Source organism: Thalassotalea sediminis (genome assembly GCF_030295915.1).
GTDB classification, from domain to species: Bacteria; Pseudomonadota; Gammaproteobacteria; order Enterobacterales; family Alteromonadaceae; genus Thalassotalea_C; species Thalassotalea_C sediminis.
Genome location: NZ_AP027361.1, coordinates 3,858,786 through 3,876,063 on the forward strand (window position 1 = coordinate 3,858,786; position 17,278 = coordinate 3,876,063).

Sequence of the window (17,278 nt, forward strand, 5' to 3'; positions counted from 1 at the left end):
TACATTATTTAATACGGATAAATTTAAAAACGTAGATCATATACAACCCGCCGGTGGCTAAACTTGCCATTCCTAAGAGCAGAAAAACACTTGGCCACGGGCTTTGTTGTTCACGCTCAGACACCAAAGAAAAATAGCGCCTATCTTCTCCGTAAGACTGCACAAATCCTTCCCCTCTATAACGATCCGACATCACTAATAGTTCATTTATACGATGCTTATTCTTTGCGATGCGCTCCATTCTATGTTCGCGTGTTTCATTAATAGCATGTATAGAACCAGGGGAATAATGGCTATTAAGCTCATTCGGTTTAATTAACCCCATAGATTTATATTGAAACACAGTTTGAGAAAATATACCTGAGGAGTTTGAAAGAATGACAAACGCTAAACCAAACACAATAGCAAAAGCCGCTTTAATGTATCCAGTGCGCATTTTATGTCGCGCCTTCTCTTGTTTGCGTCCAAGTTCTGCTGCTACTTCAGGCAAATGACCTAATTGCGTTTGTACATAATCACTATCGAGTGAAGCAATTAAAAGCATAACATCTGTTTCGAAAGCTGAGGCTATCTTATGTAATATTTCAAAAGACGGCGAGCCTTTATCATTTTCTAATTTAGAAAGGTATGACTGCTCGATACCTGCTTTTTCAGCCAGTTCTGGTTGCGTTAAACCTGCTTGTTGTCGCAGTTGTTTTATTTTTTCACCTAATTTCATCTTAATTCCTTTACGCCAAAGTTTCATACGATTAACGTTAAGTGTTGATTATTAATAACCAAAACTCGCGCTGTTCAAGCGAAATTCTTGAATATCATATCAGGAATAAAAAGATGAATATTGAGGCATAATGAAGAATATTAATGCAAACCGTAAATGTGGTGCTATTTTCCCTGTTGATCTTGGTTTGCCTTGTTTTCTCGCTTCATAATCAAAAAGGTCAAATACATTTTAGTGGGTAATGAAAAGATTAAACCAAATGCAATACAAGCAGCACTGATAACAATACCTTTAACGCCCATAATTTCAGGTAACTTGGCATAGCTTAATAAATAATGACCCAATAATAATAAAATTATCCCGATAACTATCGATATTTTCAGTAATTTTATTATTTTTTCATCATTCATTAGCCGCTGAAATCCAACGTTATTCAATGCAATACTTAAACTATAATCAGCTGCCTAAATAAAGCAACAATTCAAGAGCCTGGAAAGTCCATCAAGTTATTTTATCGAGGAAAATCTACTCACTTACAGTTGAAAACCAAGCTCTATCAAACAAAAAAATCGACGCTTTTAACAGCATCGATTTTCAAAGTCTGCACTAAATATAGGCTTAACTATGTCTTTCTCGGAAAAGCTGTATTAATGCATTAGTAGAGCCATCCATCGTTAAGGGTTCATCATGATCAGACAGCTTTGACAGTACCTGATTTCCAAGTGCTTTTCCTAATTCAACTCCCCACTGATCAAAAGAGTTAATTTGCCACACAACACCTTGAACAAACACTTTATGCTCATAGAGTGCAATGAGACTTCCAAGAGTTTTTGGATCTAACTTTTCAAATAATAACGTATTACTTGGCTTGTTACCCTTCATGACTTTATGGCTTGCTAAATTTTGAATTTCATCAGTACTACATTTAGCTTTTTTCATTGCCGCCGTCACTTGCTCCTCAGACTGACCTTCCATAAGTGCTTGCGCCTGACCAAAACAGTTAGAGGCGAGCATATCATGATGATTTGCAACATCATGATGAGGATGTAACGGCAACATAAAGTCGACTGGAATAGGGGTTTTACTTTGATGAATAAGTTGATGAAAAGAATGTTGCCCGTTCGTACCTTCACTCCCCCAAATAATTGGGCCAGTATCATAGTTTAATTCTTCATTACTTAACGAGACCGATTTACCGTTACTTTCCATATCTAACTGCTGAACGTAAGCAGGTAAGCCACGTAAATAGTGATAATAAGGCAATAAAACTTGAGACTGAGCACCATGAAAATTACGATACCAAATACCAAGTAACCCCATAATAACAGGAAGGTTTTCTTCTAACGGTGCACTTGTAAAGTGCTGATCCATCTCAAATGCACCTTGTAAAAACTCTCGATAATTTTCAAAACCAATGGCTAAAGCCAGTGGTAACCCAATCGCTGACCAAACTGAATATCGGCCACCAACCCAATCCCACATTGGAAAAATATTATCTGGGTCAATACCAAAGTTTTGCGCTGCTTCTATGTTTGTCGATACACAAGCAAAATTATACTGTACATCTTCTTGACGAGCCGTTTGTAAAAACCAATCTTTTGCAGATTCGGTATTTCTTAGTGTTTCTTGTGTTGTTAATGTTTTAGAAGAGGTAATGACCATCGTCGTTTCAGGATCTAAATTCGCTAGCACATCCTGTAAATGACAACCATCAACATTAGCAACAAAATGAACATTCAAATGCTTTTGGCGATATGGTTTGAGGGCCTCAGACATAATTTTAGGTCCTAAGAAAGAACCTCCTATACCGATACTTACAACATCTGTAAACGCTTTACCAGAATATCCTTTCTTACTACCACTCGATACCGCATTAACAAATTGTTTTACTTTTTCTAACGTAGCATGCACCTGCGGCATAACATCTTGACCATCTACGGTGATTGCATCCCCTGAAAAATTGCGTAAAGCCGTATGCAATACCGCTCGTTGTTCGGTGATATTAATAGGTTCACCGGAAAACATGCGCTCTCGATAATGTTCTAAATCCGCATTTTTCGCTAATTCGATCAATAACCCCATTGTTTCATGCGTAATTTGATTTTTTGAGTAATCTAAGGTGATACCGGAAGCTGTTACAGAGAATTTTTTAAATCGTTGCTCATCAGCAGCAAACAAATCGCGCATATGAGTCGATTTAATCTCTTGAAAATGCGATAAAAGCGCTTGCCACTGTGGTGAATTTGTTAACATAACTAACTCCTATTTGATCCTTCTGCTAGCTCAAATTTCATTATATTTTACTACGTAATCGATAGCGATTAATAAGCATAATTTGAATATGAAAAAAAACACCACTTTTGTGGCTTATTTCGGTAATCATAACATTAACAATGGTATTCAAGCTAGAAAACAACGCTTTTTTGTAGTTTTTTTACATCATTTATGCATAATTATCCAAAAAGCTGAAAGTATCAGCTCACCTTTTTAAAATAAAAAGCGTACTTTTCTGTTCTATCATCACATAATAATCAGTAGGAAGGCATTAGAAGGTTAGAATATCATCCTTGATCGCATACATGTCTGGATATTCGATTGCGAGTTGAGACAGCCACTTTTCACTTATCTCTGCTAACCGTCCACTTCGTTTTAATTGCTCAAATGCTTTTTTTACTCTAGTAACAACAGCCATAGACGTTTGTTTTGACATAAGTAGGTAAACGTCAGATTCATGGACGGTAAATAAAGGTTTAAAGTTATTTTCAATATTTAACTGACGGCAAAGGTAACTCATACCTTGTTGTTCATAGATGATGACCGGCAGCCGACCTTTAGCAAGTAGTCTAACATTTTGATCTGGGTAGGTAACTGAATATAAGTTATCAAAGCCTCTATTAACTAGCCACTCTTCTCGCACATCGCCACGCACAACGCCAATGTGGTCAACTTGCTTTAAATCAGAAAGTGACGTTATTTCTAGTAAACTGTTACTGAGTGCAAATGCTTGCCATTTTTTTGTGAGCACCTTACCAATCCAGTGGAAGTGCTTTTCCCTAAACGGCGTTCTAGAAAAGCTAAATAACAAAATATTTTTTCTATTCTTGGCAAAATTTAATACCCTTGCTTCGGGAAGAATTTCAATGTCAGCTTTTATATTGAGCTCATGCAGTAATGCGTTAGTAATATCGACAACATAACCAGCGACTTCACCATTGTTTGAGATATAGCTTGCTGGTGGTTCATTAACACCATAAATTTTGAATGTTTCACCAATGCTAGAGAAGCAAAAAGAATAAATAATAAAAAATAAGTACTTTATATGTCGTCGATCCATCGAATTTGCACTTGTTAGCTTAACAGTACTCTAACTTTAGCAAATAATAAGAAATCTGCTTAAAACGATAACAGTTATTACAAATAACGATAAATTTTCATCACAGCTATTTTTTAATGATTACTCTGCTGCAAAAACAAGCTTACTAAAGTCAGAGACTATATATAGTTCGCCGTCTTTATTTAGCGTTCCTTTAATAAACTCACTACGAATTTCATTGCTTTCATAATCTACTTCTTCTTGTTCTGCACTAATGATCTCACCAACAGAATCTACAGCAACCCCAACCAAATCATCGCCATTTTCAATAAGAATAATCCTACCTTCACTGCCTTCATTCCTAGTATCTACATGCAACAACCTACGACAGGAATTAATAGACACTATGCTACCGCGAATATTTTGAATCCCCAAAGTTATGTCCAATGCACCTGGCACAGGTGTTGGCAATTCAAAGGGAAGAATTTCTTTGATTGACGATACCGGATGTAAATATCGTTCCGTTGCAACTTCAAAACTTATCCACTGACTTTCGCTCAATTTTTAATCCTCTAAATGACCACTAATGTCTTTACTAGCAAAGCATTCATCACATATATTTAGATGTCTAATGTTTTAATGATACACTCATACGACAAAAACTTTAATACAAGAGGGTTACATAAGTAAAATAACATTAGTATACTAACCATTGTAGTTGATGAAACACTTGAATGTTCTCAACTTTAGTTAGTTCTAAAACTAAATAAGCGTGGTTATTTTGAACATAAATGAAAAATTAATACTCAAAAAGCCCGAGCTGATTGACGGGTTAGAAGTCAACGAATTAATCAGCAACAGTCCACCTTTGGACACAAATTCGTTGTACTGCAATTTTTTGCAGTGTGGTCACTTCGCCGATACATCCATCGTTGCAAAACTTGATGGCGATGTTGTTGGCTTCATCTCTGGATACCTTATTCCAGAAAGACCAGAAACTTTGTTTATCTGGCAGGTTGCAATAGATAAACAGGCACGCGGACTTGGTTTAGCAACACGCATGCTTTTAGCCATATTAGCTAGACCTAATAACGCACAAATCTCCTTTGTAGAAACAACAATAACGCCTGACAATCAAGCCTCTTGGTCATTATTTAGAGGCCTATCTAAAAAACTATCTTGTGAATTAACACACGATATTTGGCTCGATAAACAAACACACTTTCGTGGTGAGCATGAATCTGAATCGCTCCTACGAATTGGCCCATTTAACATAAGTGAATAATAGACTGTTATGAAAATATTTAATGAAATTGAATCAGAAGTACAATGTTATGCGCGCTCTTTCCCTCGTGTATTTAATAAAGCGAAAGGTGAGTTTATGTGGGATGAAGATGGCAATAAATACCTCGACTTTTTAGCTGGTGCAGGAACGCTTAACTACGGCCATAACAACGATGCATTTAAGCCAGCATTACTTAAATATATTGAGAACGATGGCATTACACATGGTCTAGATATGCATACTCGCGCAAAAGGTGAGTTCTTAGAAACCTTCAATGAATTAATTCTCAAACCTCGTGATTTACAATACATAGTGCAATTCACAGGTCCAACAGGTACCAACGCAGTTGAAGCAGCGATCAAAGTTGCCCGTAATGTAACAGGCAAACATAACATTATTAGCTTTACTAATGGCTTTCATGGCGTGAGTTTAGGTGCATTAGCCGCTACAGGTAATTCTCATCATCGAGGTGGCGCAGGTGTTAGCTTAAATGGCGTACATCGCTTACCGTTTGATGGTTACCTCGGTGAAAACATAGACACCACTGAATACCTAGATAAAGTATTGTCAGACTCAAGCAGCGGTATTGACTCTGTTGCTGGCGTTTTAGTAGAAACAGTTCAAGGTGAAGGCGGCGTTAACGCAGCAAGCATAGATTGGCTGAAGAAATTAGAAGCTGTTTGTAAAAAACATAAAATCTTATTAATTGTTGATGATATTCAAGCCGGTTGTGGCCGTACGGGTGATTTCTTTAGCTTTGAAAGCGCAGGGTTATCGCCAGACATTGTAACCTTATCTAAGTCTCTTGGTGGTTACGGCTTACCTTTTGCCGTTGTATTGATGAAGCCAGAATTAGATCAATGGAAGCCAGGTGAGCATAACGGTACGTTTAGGGGTAATAATTTGGCGTTCGTTACCGCTAAAGCAGCCTTAGAACATTACTGGTCAGATGCGAGTTTTTCAAATGAGATTAAACGCAAAAGTGACTATATCACTAAACGATTAAATAGCATTGTTGAAAACTACGGCGAAGGTAATTTCACCGCTAAAGGCCGAGGCATGTTCCAAGGTATTAATTGTGTGAATGGCGACATCGCTGGCCGCATTACAAAACTTGCCTTTCAAAAAGGCTTGTTAATTGAAACCAGTGGTGCAGAAGATCATGTTATTAAGTTATTTTGTCCATTAATTATAAGTGATGAAAACTTAAAACAAGGTATTGATATCATCGAAGCGTCAGTAAAAGAAATCTGTGCAAAAGTCGATGACATGCCAGAAGAATTGTTGTACTTCGCTTCATAATATTAATTTAATAAAAATTGTAGGAAAAATAATGATTGTACGTAACTTATCAAAAGCCAACGAATCAAATCGCCGTATCGTATCTCCTGATGGCAACTGGGAAAGCACACGTCTACTGTTAAAAGAAGACAACATGGGTTTTTCTTTCCACATTACAACTATTTATGAAGGTGCTGACTTCTTTCTTCATTACCAAAATCACTTAGAGTCAGTATATTGTATTTCTGGTGAAGGCGAAATTGAGTCTTTAGAAGACGGTAGTAAACACCCGATTAAACCAGGCACAATCTACATTCTAGATAAGCATGACAAACATATGCTTAGAGCTTTCAAAGAAATACAATTTGCCTGTGTGTTTAACCCACCTTTAAACGGCAAAGAAATTCACAACAAAGAAGGTTCATACGAATTAGAAGCTGAGACTATTTAATAGCATGCCGCTAAGTATTGAAAATCTCGAACGGTTACCAGTGTAACCGTTCATTTTTATGTAGGTTTTTATTGTTTTACGCAATAAAAGAAGTCATCACGGCAATATCTCGTATTAATTCGCTGTCGATAAAACTTACTAAAAATATAGAAATTCTATACAGCATGCAGAAAGAGAAATAAAACCTAGATCAATTGATGACTTGCTGATCAAGTTTTTATTTTTCAGCCTGAATAACAACACATAAGAAAGCTACGATTTGCTCAACACTTTCTTACGTAATACGGGCAATAAATTAAAAAACTCAAACTTATAACGTTACTTAAACATAAACATTAACGTAATAGGAAATAACATGCATACAGTTGAAAAGATCGGCGGAACATCGATGAGTGATTACAGTTCCGTAAGAGATAACATCTTTTTAAACCCAAACCTTTCAACGCCCTACAATAGAATTTTTGTTGTATCAGCATACGCAGGCGTCACCAATAAACTGCTAGAGCATAAGAAAAGCGCTCAACCGGGCGTGTATTCACTATTTTCTGACAGTATGGTTGATTCAAACTGGCAAGAGCAGTTCCAACAGCTTTCAATTAGCCTACAAGAAATAAATAAACGTTTATTTACAGATCCCACACAATTAGCAAGCGCAAATAGTTTTATTGAAGAACGTTTAGCAGATGCAAGAAATTGCTTGTTAAACCTGCAGAAACTTTGTCAGCATGGGCATTTTTCATTGACGTCTCATTTAGAAACCGTCAAAGAAATGCTCGCTAGTATTGGTGAGGCCCATAGTGCTTGGAATACCACACTATTATTGAAAAATAGCGGTGTAAATGCTGTGTTTGTTGACTTAACAGGTTGGCGCTCAACGTCACATATGTCGTTAGACGAACGTGTCGAGCGTGCGTTTAAAGATATCGACTTATCAACTAGCCTGCCAATAGTAACTGGCTATGCGCATAGTGAAACAGGTTTAATGTCGACATTTAATCGTGGCTATAGCGAAATGACTTTTAGTCGTATTGCCGTATTAACAGATGCGACAGAAGCTATCATTCATAAAGAATTTCATCTCAGCAGTGCTGATCCAAACTTGGTAGGCGAGAAATCTGCAGTGCCTATTGGAAGAACAAATTATGATGTCGCCGATCAACTGGCTAACCTAGGTATGGAAGCTATTCATCCTAAAGCGGCAAAAGGCTTACGGCAAAGTCAAATTCCTTTACGTGTGAAAAACACATTTCAACCTAAGCATTTAGGCACTTTGATTACAGGTGACTACGTTAGTAAATCGCCATGCGTTGAGATTATTGCTGGTTGCAAAGGTATTTATGCACTTGAGGTATTTGATCAGGCTATGGCTGGTAATATACATAACTATGATCAGGTGATTCTTAAAACAGTACAACGTTTTAAAGCTTATATCGTGTCTAAAGATGTTAATGCAAATACCATCACACATTATTTAAAGGCTAGTTTAAAAACTATCAAACGAATTTGTGATGCAATTCAATCCGAGTTTGCCGAAGCAGAAATTAACCAAAAGAAAGTCGCCATCATTTCTGCAATTGGTAGCGATATGCAAATACCTGGATTATTGTCTAAAGCAGTAAATGCGCTTGCTAAACAAAAAATTAGCGTATTATCAATTCATCAAGCAATGCGCCAAGTGGATATTCAATTCTTTGTAGAAGAATCTGATTATGACGATGCAGTCAGAGGTTTACACGCAGAACTAATTGAAGTGCATGACCACGGTGATGCAATTTGTATCGCATCATAAATTAGATTAAAGGAATAATAATGACGTTATCTTTCATCGGTTTTCTTCTGATATTCGCGTTAATTGGACTCTCTTCCGCACTTAAAAGTAAAGGTAACAAATCAGATTATTATCTTGCCAGTGAATCTGTATCGCCATGGCTTGTAGGGTTATCGGCAGTCGCTACAAATAATAGTGGTTATATGTTTATTGGTGTTATTGGTTACACCTATGTTACTGGACTTGCCTCAATTTGGTTGATGACTGGTTGGATTTTGGGTGACTTTCTAGCCTCTCTTTATGTTCATAAAAAGCTCAAAGAAGCAACGACAGAAACAGGGGAAGTATCATTTGCTGGCGTGCTCAGTAATTGGCATGGAAAATCAGGCAAAGGTTTACAACGAATTATCGGATTAATTTCTCTCGCCTTTTTGATTACGTACGCAGCGGCACAACTTTTAGCAGGTAGTAAAGCACTACATGTTCTACTTGATTGGCCATTATGGTATGGCGCTGTTATCGGCGCTGTATTGGTTTGCATGTATTGCTATTTTGGCGGTATTAGAGCCTCTATTTGGACTGACGCCGCACAGTCAATCGTAATGATTGTTGCTATGTCAGTGTTACTCTTTTCTGCCATTGGGCATTTAGGTGGATTAAATCAAGCTTATCAAGGGCTATCAGCGATAGATGGTTTTATGGACTGGACGCCGGAAAAACTCCTATTACCAGGCGTATTTGGTCTAGGGTTATTTATCGTAAGTTGGTTATTTGCAGGCCTTTCTGTTATAGGTCAACCCCATGTTATGGTGCGTTTTATGACCTTAAACAACGCAAATAACATGTTTAAAGCCAAGCTTTGGTACTATCTATGGTTTACAAGCTTTTATTGTATGGCGACCGCAGTAGGTATGTTATCTAGGTTATTTATTGCTGATACGGGTAGCTTTGACGCTGAACTCGCGCTACCTACGTTAGCACAACAATTATTACCAGAGGTGTTCGTAGGGTTAATTCTTGCAGGCATTTTCGCTGCCACCATGTCTACAACTGACTCTTTAGTACTAAGTTGTTCATCAGCAGTAACCCACGATATTGCCCCCAAAAAAATAGAAAAAACATGGGTACTTAAAGCAACTACGATGTTAGTTACCTTTATCGCACTATTGTTAGCACTTACCAGCAAGCAAAGTGTATTTAACATGGTCATTATGGCTTGGTCTGGTCTTGCGAGTGCCTTTGCGCCATTGCTTATTGCACAAAGTTTGGGAGGAAAACCTAATCAAGCTTTAAGTATTACCGCTATCTTTGTTGGTTTTTCTGTCGCGTTAATCTGGCGTATGGCTGGACTAACAGAATTTATATATGAAGGCTTGCCGGGCATTCTTGTTGGACTTTTTATTCTATATATTGGTATTCGCTATTTTAAATTTACATTGAACACACAGCAGGGCTAAATACAACACCGTGTTATTTATTGAAGATGAAGTCGCTGAGAAAATTGTTGCTAAGTCAGCAGTAACTATTAACAAAACAACACTTAGCGCGCTGAAAAAAGCAAGTTATGAAGACTTAGCTCACCTTATTCATCAAACACCGTCTTTGCTTACGCTTGTAAATACAGCTAACCAAGAATTACATGATGCCCCCATAGATAAAGCTCAAATAGCACTCGTCGTAAAATCACTTGGCCGATCTGTTATTCTAAAATTAGCGTACTTTGCAATCTACAATTAGTATTCAAACAAGCAACGCAAGAGTAAAAGTTGCTAAAAATCTTATCCGTGTTGATAATTACAAATACTCTCTTTGTTTGAATTTTTTTGGTGGTTATGATCAAAGGCTTTATTAATTCAGCTGCTGTACTGCTTTTACTTTTTTCTGTGTTATTCCCACCAGCTTCTCTCAGCAACAATAAACCTATATCGGTCGCGGTAAATCTTGGTTCTCCATGGGCGTATTATGAGGAGGGAAAAGGCATTACCGGCATAGACGTTGAAATAATTAAACGCATACTCTCTGGCTTAGGTTATCAACCTAAATTTCATTTATTGGCATATAACAGGTTAATTGAACAATACAATCAAGGTATTCACGATATAGCGAGCCCCGCAGCTTTCGAGTTCAAAAACGGTACGTTAACCGATAAGTACCTGCCGTTTGAAGATGTCGCAATTTCATTAAAAGAAAACAAACTAGAGATTAATACTATTGACGATTTGGTTGGTAAAAAAATCATTGCTTACCAACACGCAAAATCAGTATTAGGCGAAGAATTTGCAAAGATTACGACACAAGCAAACTATGAAGAAATGGGGTTACGCGAATTACAGGTTAAATTATTAGTGAATAATCGCGTAGATGTCATCATTGGAGAACGCCGTGTTATTAACTTCATCATAAATAAACTGTATCCTGAAAAAGAAATTACCGTTCATCACTTATTTCCAATCGTTCACTATGGAGGCGTTATTAGGGACAAAACGCTTGCGGCTAAGTTTAATCAATCACTTAACAAGATGATCGCCTCAGGTGAATATCAAAACATTTTACAAGCGTGGTAATGTGACATGAATTTACTTAAGACTATAACCTTTCTATCGGTTCACTACATATTTAAAACCATCACCTTAAAATATACAAAAAGCCCTGTTGATTTCACCAACAACAGATGACTTCAACTGAATAAGTTCTGACGTCAACCCAGATCACTTCATAAAGACAACAACATGAGCATTACATTTAAGCTTTAACGTTCCAAGATCTCCAGTCTTAAACTAATTTGTTTTGCTAATTTTTTTACGCTTTCTTGATGTTCTTGCATTAACGCTATGAATTCAGCTTGATGCTGTATAGGTTCCAACAGGTGATTGTCTTGCAAAGTCCACCATTCTCTATCAAAGGTTTCAAGCCAGCCATGATTTAATGCTTTACGCAAATGCTTTGTCGCTTTACTCGGGTTAAAGAGTTGGGCATTTACTTGAGCTAACGCCATTTCTGCTTGCGCTTTGTCATGAACCTTATCTAAAAAAAGAAAGTGCTCCACATCATTTAAAACAACGTTGGCATATTCTTGATCATTTAATTTTAATAAGGTTGCGCCATAGAGTATCAACGCTAAATAATTGTCAGTTGTCACATCAATTGAACGGGCATTTTGCCACTCTGGATAAAGGCTTAGTAATGAATCTTTGGCTTGTGCATATAAACCAGCTCTATATTGTGCAATAGCCAAACTGTATTTGTACTTGTAGTTATTGGGATGCTCTTTACTTAGTTGTTTCAATAAAGATACAGCATTCATTAGATCATTATTTAGCCCGTAATCTATTAACGTTAAAGAATGTTTAAAGTGGTCGTGTTTGGATGCCATACGAGCCAATATTTTATTAGCTTCTTTTTCCTGCCCAACACTTAAATACGATAAAACAACCTGCTCACAATATTCGTCACTAGAGCAATATTCAAGCATCGAGCTATTGTTTAAGTGCCATTCAGAGATAGCAATAATCGAGCTTGGTTTGTTGCGAAATATATGGGTTGATTCAATAATACTCGAATCTCTATCCGGCTCCAAAATGAGCGCTCTGCTATATAGCTTTTGTGCTGTATCTAATTTTCCTCTTATGGCTAAATACTGGCTATATATACTTTTTAGTGACGCCGAGAGAGGATTTAAGGCAATGGCATGTTCCATATGCTTGATGACTAACGCATCTTCTCCCATCTGGTTTAATAATGAGCTATACCAATGGTGAGTAGTCGCGCTATCTTCTAACGCTAAAGAACGGATAAACACCTCTTTTGCTTCAGTCAAAATAGGAAAAGCATCTTTTGAGTAGCTTGCTTTGATAGTCAATAACATGCCTTTAGCCGCTAGCGCCATAGGTGAATTTGGAGCTAATGCCAATGCTTGCTCTACATAAGGAAGTCCTTTATCTACCGATGCTTTTGCACTCCAATTCCCTTGATAATGAAATTGGCCGTAAGTAATGGCCAGTCCAATGAGCGCATCTAGGTAATTGGGTTCTAATTCGAGGCTGTGTTTAAAATAAGCCTCCGCTTTTGATAGTGAAGTTGGCGTTCTTTGTCGCCAATGATATTGCGCCATTAAGAACCATTCATAAGCTTGGCTGTCTATCTTTTTATTAGCTACAAGCTCGGATTGTGAGTTTGGCTGAAAAGCCTGTTTGATATCACGGCTAATTATATCTTGTAAGTTGAATACATTTTTATTTTGACTGTTAAAGCTTTTAGCCCAAAGTAGGCGTCCATCAAACGTACTAATTATTCGTACATTCACCCTTACTTGTCCTGCTAATTGTTGGACACTGCCGTCTAGTATCGCTTCTACTTTTAGTGCGTTACCAATTAGAGATGGATCTCTATTAGCTCTGAAATTGAAAGATGAATCACGAGAGATAACCTTTAAATGTTTCGATTGAGATAGCTGATTAATGATTGCGTCAGAGAGTCCCACCGTGAAATAAATATTGTCTTTATTCTCATTTAAATCTTCGAAAGGCAGCACTGCAATTGAATTAATAGCAGCAACATTATCATTCTCAGGCTCTTGATAAACCCGGTAGAAGCTGACAATAAAAATGATGACAAGTAATAAGAATGTGCCACCGATAAAATAAGGTTTACGATTGAAAGTTTGATGATTAAGCGCATGTAAAGGCGCTTCTTGTGGCTGTGCATTTTCACTTAGTGATTTTACGTCTGTAATCAAACAATAGCCAACATTGGGTATCGTTTTGATAAAAGTTGGCTGGCGAGCGTTGTCTCCTAATACTTTTCTAATTTTACTGATCGCGACAGACAATATCTCTTCATTAACAACACTCTCTTTCCAAACATGCTCAATAATCTGCTCTTTAGTTACATTTTGCCCTGAGTTTTGTATAAGAAATAAAAGCACTTGCATGCTTTTATTATCAATTGACTTTTGCTCATCAGTGTCTTGGAAGGTATTAGTTATTGGACAGACGACCCATCTTCCTAATTGATATTTCTGATTATTTTGCAAAGATATATCCGAAAAGTAATTTCTGCTGCAATGAATTATAACTGAACAATGCGAATTAATATTTACTTTTACCTTATGCAAACGACGCCTTGTCTCACTTTAGCTAAAAAATAAACCATTTAAATTCAGTTATTTAATTATAAATTTAAGAACGTTTAATGTGATTTAAGTTGGTTAAAGTGTAATTAAAATGTAACTTTTCTCTACTTTATTTGCATTGTGATAGCGAATTTTTTAAATCAAATTTGAGTGTTATAACGCAAAAATATTTTCGACTTTATAGGAGATAACATGTTCACAAATTGTCGAGCCAAGTTACTAACCATATTATTCCTACTTGTTTCTATTGAGGTGCTTTCCAATGAAACTGATCTCAAAGCTCCAAGAGCCTCAGCTGAAGAAGTTAAAATGGATTTTTGGGACATGCCGTCATTAGAAAAGGCTTTTATCAGCACTGCACCAGAAAAGTTAACAGAAAATGTAAAAGTAGGAAAACTAGGAGTTGATGGCGGTGATAAAGCGCCTATTTTACAATTTGCTAAGGAGTTAGCTGAAAATAAGTACGGGAAATATGACAGTTTACTTATCAGCCACAAAGGTAAATTATTATTTGAATCTTATTATAATCGTGGGCGAGTCGATTTACCTCATTTCCAGTTTTCTGCTACCAAAGGGTACACCAGTTTAGTAGTAGGAAGAGCTATACAGCTCGGATATTTAACCACGGCTGATTTGCATAAGCCATTGATTAGCTTTTTCAAGGACCTAGATACTAGTCAATTGGCGGTTGGCGCAGAAGAAATTACTTTACACCACGCACTTTCAATGAATTCTGGGCTTCGATTTAGTGATGAGCAACTTAAAGACTTTAGAGAAAATCGTGAAAAGTATTCTGGTATGGCTGAAGTACAAGCTTTTCTGGAACTAAGTCGACCCATAACAAAAGAATCTCAGGTTTACAAATACCAATCATCCGATCCCATTTTGGTAATGCACGTTTTAAACGCAGTTGTACCAGGAGCAGCTAACGACTTTATTGACAAAGAATTCTTAAAAAAAATGGGAATATATAACTATAAGTGGTCACTAGATCCTCAAAATTTACCAGTCGCCGACAGTGGCGTAAATCTGACTTCTCGTGACATGCTAAAAATTGGGGAAATGCTTGCCAACCAAGGGAAATTATATAATGAAAGGTTTCTTTCTGAAGATTATTTACTCGCAGCTTTCGGCGCGATAACAAAACCAACCGAAAGCTGGATACCAGAGAGTTTTAATTATGGCTATTTATGGTACCAAACTAGCATCGCGTTAAATAATAAAAACTACAACGTTAATTTCGCCTGGGGAGCTGGTGGAAACCGAATAATCTTAGTGAATGACCTTGATTTAGTTATCATAATTACTGGCCATGACAGAGAAGACGTTATATTTGAACAAATTGCGAAACAAGTTTTACCTGCTTTTCTGTAGATTGCTAAGTGGCATAAAGTGTTGGTTAAATCGTTTAAAAGTTAACGGGGCTTTTAAAAGCCCCGTTAACTTTAATTTCCAACTTAATTTAGAATCTACAAAATCTAATTATTTAAATATTTATTATTCCACTGTCACTGATTTTGCAAGGTTTCTTGGTTGATCAACATCGGTACCTTTGATTATTGCTACGTAGTAAGACAGCAACTGTAAAGGCAATGTGTAAACGATTGGCGCGATAATGTCATCACAATGCGGTACATTTATAACATTCATCGTATCGTCGCTTTCAAACTTCGCATCATTATCAGCAAATACATACATTAAGCCACCACGTGCGCGTACTTCTTCAACGTTAGATTTTAACTTTTCAATCAAATCATTTTTCGGCGCAACAACAATAACAGGCATTTCGGCATCTATTAGTGCCAATGGACCATGTTTTAGTTCACCCGCTGCATAAGCTTCTGCATGAATATATGAAATCTCTTTTAACTTAAGAGCCCCTTCCATAGCAATGGGATATTGATCACCGCGGCCTAAAAATAAGGCGTGATGTTTATCAGCAAAATCTTCTGCTAAGTCTTCTATTGAATTAGCAAGTGCTAGCACTTCATCAAGTTTGTTTGGCAAGCTCATCAGTGAAGATGCAATATCACTTTGCGTATCAACTGACATACCATGATGTTGACCGATAGCTAGTGTCATCATCAACAAGCCTACAAGTTGCGTTGTGAATGCTTTCGTTGATGCAACACCAATTTCTGCGCCAGCTTTTGTCATAAAAGCCAAATCAGATTCACGCACTAATGACGAGCCTGGTACGTTACAAATTGTCATACTTGCGCAATAACCTAGCTCTTTAGCTAATCGCAGTGCTGCAAGCGTATCTGCTGTTTCACCTGACTGCGAAATAGTAACTAACAAGGCGTTTTTAGGAACATGCGAACGGCGATAACGAAACTCGCTCGCTATTTCTACATTACAAGAAACACCAGCCAGACTCTCAAGCCAATAACGCGCAACCATGCCTGAATGATAACTGGTACCACAAGCGATGATTTGTACGTGCTCAATTTGTTTAAATATCTCGTCAGCACCTTCACCGAAAGCATTTATATCAATCGCATTACCAATTAAACGTCCTTCTAAGGTATTACGAATCGCAGTAGGTTGTTCGTAAGTTTCTTTAAGCATGTAATGGCGATATTCACCTTTATCGCCGCTGTCTTGCGCAACTTCTCGCTCTTTTGCTTCACGTTCAACAGCATTGCCATCTTTATCAAAGATATTAACGTCATAGCGCGTAACCTCAGCAACATCACCTTCTTCTAAAAAAGCAAATTTCCTAGTGACAGGCAATAATGCAAGCATATCCGAAGCAATAAAGTTTTCGCCTAAACCATAACCAATAACTAACGGGCTTCCAGAGCGAGCAACGATAATGCGATCTTTATCAGAACTGTCCATAACAACCGTGCCGTAAGCACCGTCTAGTTGTGCTGCGGTTTTTTGTACGGCTTTTAACAATGAATCTGCTTGTTTAAGTTCATGGTGAACCAAATGCGCGATCACTTCGGTGTCTGTTTCAGACGTAAATTGATAACCAAGCGCAGTTAATTTTTCTCGTAGTTCTTTATGGTTTTCAATAATACCGTTATGAACAACAGCAATATTTTCACTTGAGATATGAGGATGTGCGTTTATTTCGCTTGGCGCACCATGAGTTGCCCAACGTGTATGTGCGATACCAGTACCACCACAAAGAGGCTCTGAAACTAATGCATCTGACAACTCTTGCACTTTACCAAGACGGCGCGCTCTTTGAAGCTGCTTATCATTATCAATAATTGCAACACCTGCTGAATCATAACCTCTGTATTCAAGGCGCTTCAAACCTTCTACTAGAATGTCTGCCACATCACGTTGTGCTACTGCACCGACGATACCACACATA

At 37.4% G+C, this 17,278-nt stretch carries 15 protein-coding genes; 8 read left to right on the top strand and 7 right to left on the bottom strand.

Going from position 1 to position 17,278, the window contains the following annotated elements; genetic code table 11:
* Positions 1–4: 4 nt before the first annotated feature.
* The 5 genes from QUE09_RS17390 to QUE09_RS17410 all read right to left on the bottom strand — a co-directional run bounded on the left by QUE09_RS17390 (position 5) and on the right by QUE09_RS17410 (position 4,592).
* Complete coding sequence (locus tag QUE09_RS17390; protein ID WP_286234142.1) at positions 5–718, bottom strand: helix-turn-helix domain-containing protein; 714 nt, start codon at positions 716–718, stop codon at positions 5–7.
* 164 nt (positions 719–882) lie between these two features.
* Positions 883–1,128 (bottom strand): hypothetical protein, encoded by a 246-nt coding sequence (locus QUE09_RS17395; protein ID WP_286234143.1) that lies wholly within the window; start codon positions 1,126–1,128, stop codon positions 883–885.
* 208 nt (positions 1,129–1,336) lie between these two features.
* A complete protein-coding gene (pgi, locus tag QUE09_RS17400; RefSeq protein ID WP_286234144.1) occupies positions 1,337–2,971 on the bottom strand; it encodes a glucose-6-phosphate isomerase in 1,635 nt (544 codons plus the stop codon).
* 292 nt (positions 2,972–3,263) lie between these two features.
* Positions 3,264–4,052, bottom strand: coding sequence for a substrate-binding periplasmic protein (locus QUE09_RS17405; protein ID WP_286234145.1), 789 nt, complete (start codon positions 4,050–4,052; stop codon positions 3,264–3,266).
* Between the two features lie 120 nt (positions 4,053–4,172).
* A complete protein-coding gene (locus QUE09_RS17410; RefSeq protein WP_286234146.1) occupies positions 4,173–4,592 on the bottom strand; it encodes a chemotaxis protein CheW in 420 nt (139 codons plus the stop codon).
* Positions 4,593–4,812: 220 nt separating this feature from the next.
* Between QUE09_RS17410 and ectA the strand changes: the two genes are divergently transcribed.
* The 7 genes from ectA to QUE09_RS17445 all read left to right on the top strand — a co-directional run bounded on the left by ectA (position 4,813) and on the right by QUE09_RS17445 (position 11,380).
* A complete protein-coding gene (gene ectA / locus QUE09_RS17415; RefSeq protein WP_286234147.1) occupies positions 4,813–5,316 on the top strand; it encodes a diaminobutyrate acetyltransferase in 504 nt (167 codons plus the stop codon).
* A 9-nt stretch (positions 5,317–5,325) separates the two neighbouring features.
* Positions 5,326–6,618, top strand: coding sequence for a diaminobutyrate--2-oxoglutarate transaminase (gene ectB, locus QUE09_RS17420; RefSeq protein ID WP_286234148.1), 1,293 nt, complete (start codon positions 5,326–5,328; stop codon positions 6,616–6,618).
* 31 nt (positions 6,619–6,649) lie between these two features.
* A complete protein-coding gene (locus QUE09_RS17425; RefSeq protein ID WP_286234149.1) occupies positions 6,650–7,048 on the top strand; it encodes an ectoine synthase in 399 nt (132 codons plus the stop codon).
* 355 nt (positions 7,049–7,403) lie between these two features.
* Positions 7,404–8,837, top strand: coding sequence for an aspartate kinase (locus tag QUE09_RS17430; protein ID WP_286234150.1), 1,434 nt, complete (start codon positions 7,404–7,406; stop codon positions 8,835–8,837).
* Between the two features lie 20 nt (positions 8,838–8,857).
* Positions 8,858–10,273 (top strand): sodium/proline symporter, encoded by a 1,416-nt coding sequence (locus QUE09_RS17435; RefSeq protein WP_286234151.1) that lies wholly within the window; start codon positions 8,858–8,860, stop codon positions 10,271–10,273.
* A 10-nt stretch (positions 10,274–10,283) separates the two neighbouring features.
* A complete protein-coding gene (locus tag QUE09_RS17440; RefSeq protein ID WP_286234152.1) occupies positions 10,284–10,553 on the top strand; it encodes a hypothetical protein in 270 nt (89 codons plus the stop codon).
* Positions 10,554–10,648: 95 nt separating this feature from the next.
* A complete protein-coding gene (locus QUE09_RS17445) occupies positions 10,649–11,380 on the top strand; it encodes a substrate-binding periplasmic protein (protein WP_286234153.1) in 732 nt (243 codons plus the stop codon).
* A 185-nt stretch (positions 11,381–11,565) separates the two neighbouring features.
* On the opposite strand, the gene QUE09_RS17450 is transcribed toward QUE09_RS17445, so the two are convergent.
* Positions 11,566–13,848 (bottom strand): winged helix-turn-helix domain-containing protein, encoded by a 2,283-nt coding sequence (locus tag QUE09_RS17450; protein WP_286234154.1) that lies wholly within the window; start codon positions 13,846–13,848, stop codon positions 11,566–11,568.
* 291 nt (positions 13,849–14,139) lie between these two features.
* On the opposite strand from QUE09_RS17450, the gene QUE09_RS17455 reads away from it, so the two are divergent.
* On the top strand, positions 14,140–15,321 hold the full coding sequence (locus tag QUE09_RS17455; protein ID WP_286234155.1) for a serine hydrolase domain-containing protein: 1,182 nt from the start codon (positions 14,140–14,142) through the stop codon (positions 15,319–15,321).
* A 123-nt stretch (positions 15,322–15,444) separates the two neighbouring features.
* On the opposite strand, the gene glmS is transcribed toward QUE09_RS17455, so the two are convergent.
* Positions 15,445–17,277, bottom strand: coding sequence for a glutamine--fructose-6-phosphate transaminase (isomerizing) (gene glmS / locus QUE09_RS17460; RefSeq protein ID WP_286234156.1), 1,833 nt, complete (start codon positions 17,275–17,277; stop codon positions 15,445–15,447).
* Between the last annotated feature and the right edge of the window lies 1 nt (position 17,278).